Origin of the sequence: Allobosea sp. Root483D1 (genome assembly GCF_001429505.1) — a bacterium.
Lineage (GTDB): Bacteria > Pseudomonadota > Alphaproteobacteria > Rhizobiales > Beijerinckiaceae > Allobosea.
This window is the reverse complement of record NZ_LMJW01000009.1, coordinates 1-2,696: the sequence shown is the minus strand read 5'-3', so window position 1 is coordinate 2,696 and position 2,696 is coordinate 1. Positions and strand designations below refer to the sequence as shown.

Genomic DNA, 2,696 nt, shown 5'->3' with positions numbered 1-2,696 from the left:
GCGCGGACGTTGTTGTGAACGGTCGGGGTTATGCCCGTCCGCAACGCCCTACAGTTGTGATCTGCATGGACGGTTCGGAGCCGTCCTATGTCGAAGCGGCGAGCGCCAAGGGGCTGACGCCGCATCTCGACAGGATCATGCGGACCGGCGCCAGCACCTACGCCTATTCGGTGATCCCGAGCTTCACCAACCCGAACAACCTCTCGATCATCACCGGGCGCCCGCCGGCGGTACACGGCATCGCCGGCAACTTCTTCTACGACCGCGAGGCGAAGGAGGAGGTGATGATGAACGATGCCCGCTTCCTGCGCGCCCCGACCATCCTTTCCGCCTTCCAGCAGGCCGGCTGCAAGGTCGCGATGGTCACCGCCAAGGACAAGCTCAGGACCCTGCTCGGCAAGGGCCTCGACTTCAGCACAGGCAGCGCGATCGCCTTCTCCTCGGAGAAGGCCGACAAGGCCGACATGGCGCAGAACGGCATCAAGGACGTGCTCGACTTCGTCGGCCTGCCGGTGCCGTCGGTCTATTCGGCCGATCTCTCCGAGTTCGTCTTCGCCGCCGGCGTCAAGCTGCTCGAGACCTTCAAGCCCGACCTGATGTACCTCTCGACCACCGACTATGTGCAGCACAAGGCGGCGCCGGGCTCAGAGATGGCCGACAGCTTCTACGCCATGTTCGACGGGTATGTCGGCAGGCTCGATGCCCAGGGCTGCACGCTGGTGATCACCGCCGACCACGGCATGAACGACAAGCATCTGCCGAACGGCGAGCCCGATGTCGTCTACCTGCAGAGCCTGATGGACGAGTGGTACGGCAAGAGCGTGATGCGGGTGATCCTGCCGATCACCGACCCTTACGTCGTCCACCACGGCGCGCTCGGCTCCTTCGCAACGGTCTATCTGCCTGACGGCGCCAGCCAGGAGGAGGTCGCCGCCCGCATCTCCGGCCTCGAGGGCATCGCGCTCGCGGTCACCGCCGCCGAGGCCTGCGAGCGCTTCGAGCTGCCGGCCGACCGGATCGGCGACGTCGTGGTGATCTCGACGCGCCAGAAGGTGATCGGCACCTCGCCCGACCGGCACGACCTCTCCGGCCTGACCGAGCCGCTGCGCTCGCATGGCGGCATCACCGAGCAGCGCGTGCCGATGATCGCCAACCGGCCGATCTCGGTCCCCGAAGGCCGGACCTTACGCAATTTCGACGTCTTCGACGTCGCCCTGAACTGCGTCCTGGCTTGAGGAGTACCGCCGTGAACGCGACTGTGAAGCCACCCCTGCGGCGCGAGACGATGCGCATCGCCGGCAAGCTCACCACGACCGACGACATGGTCGAGGTCAGGAACCCCTATGACGACAGCGTGGTCGGGCTGATCCCCGCCGCCCGGCCCGAGCATGTCCGCGAGGCCTTCGCCAAAGCCAAGGCGTTCAAGCCGACGCTGACCCGCTATGAGCGCCAGCAGATCCTGCAAAAGACGGCCGAGCTGCTGCGCGACCGCAGGGAGGAGTTCGCCCGGCTGATCACGGCGGAAACCGGGCTGTGCTGGAAGGATTCGCTCTATGAAGCCAGCCGCGCCTACGACGTCTGGTCGTTCGCGGCCCAGCTCACCATCAAGGACGATGGCGAGATGTTCTCCTGCGACATCTCGCCGAACGGCAAGGCCCGCAAGATCTTCACCACGCGCCAGCCGCTGCTCGGCGTGATCTCGGCGATCACGCCCTTCAACCATCCGCTCAACATGGTCAGCCACAAGCTCGCCCCGGCGATCGCCACCAATAACCGCCTCGTCCTCAAGCCGACCGAGCTGACGCCGCTGACCGCGCTGGCGCTGGCCGACGTGCTCTACGAGGCCGGGCTGCCGCCGGAGATGCTCTCGGTCGTCACCGGCAACCCCTCGACCATGGGCGATGCGATGATCACCGATCCCGATGCGGATCTGGTGACCTTCACCGGCTCGGTCCGGGTCGGCAAGCACATCGCCGCGACCGCCGGCTACAAGCGCATCGTGCTCGAGCTCGGCGGCAACGACCCGCTGATCGTGATGGAGGATGCCGATCTCGACAAGGCGGCCGAGCTTGCGGTCACCGGCGCGACCAAGAACTCGGGCCAGCGCTGTACCGCGGTCAAGCGCATCCTGGTGGTCAAGAGCGTCGCCGACGCCTTTTCCAAGCTCGTCGTCGAGAAGGCCAGCAAGCTCAAATGCGGCGATCCGATGGATCCGGCGACCGATGTCGGCACGGTCATCAACGCCCGCTCGGCCGCGCTCTTCCAGGCCAGGGTCGACGATGCCGTGACGAAGGGCGCCAAGGTGCTCCACGGCAAGCGCGCCGAGGGCGCGCTCTTCCACCCGACCGTGGTCGACCACATCCCCCATACCTGCGAGCTCGTGCACGAGGAGACCTTCGGCCCGGTCATCCCGATCGTCCGGGTGCCAGACGACATCGCCGAAGTCATCCGCATCTCGAACTCGACCGCCTACGGCCTGTCGTCGGGCGTCTGCACCAACCGCTTCGACTACCTCCAGCGCTTTGTCGCCGAGCTCGAGGTCGGCACCGTCAACCTCTGGGAGGTCCCGGGCTACCGCATCGAGATGTCCCCCTTCGGCGGCATCAAGGACTCAGGCCTCGGCTACAAGGAAGGCGTCGTCGAAGCCATGAAGTCCTTCACCAACGTCAAAACTTGGTCGACGCCCTGGAACGCGT

General features: G+C 66.1%; 2 protein-coding genes. Both read left to right on the top strand.

Annotation, left to right across the window (positions count from 1 at the left end):
* The first annotated feature begins 14 nt into the window (after window positions 1-14).
* Window positions 15-1,235, top strand: a complete 1,221-nt coding sequence (gene phnA, locus ASE66_RS09850; protein WP_057189459.1) for a phosphonoacetate hydrolase — start codon at window positions 15-17, stop codon at window positions 1,233-1,235.
* Between the two features lie 50 nt (window positions 1,236-1,285).
* The coding region (phnY, locus tag ASE66_RS09845) for a phosphonoacetaldehyde dehydrogenase (RefSeq protein WP_164470441.1) at window positions 1,286-2,696 on the top strand (1,411 nt) is incomplete at its 3' end.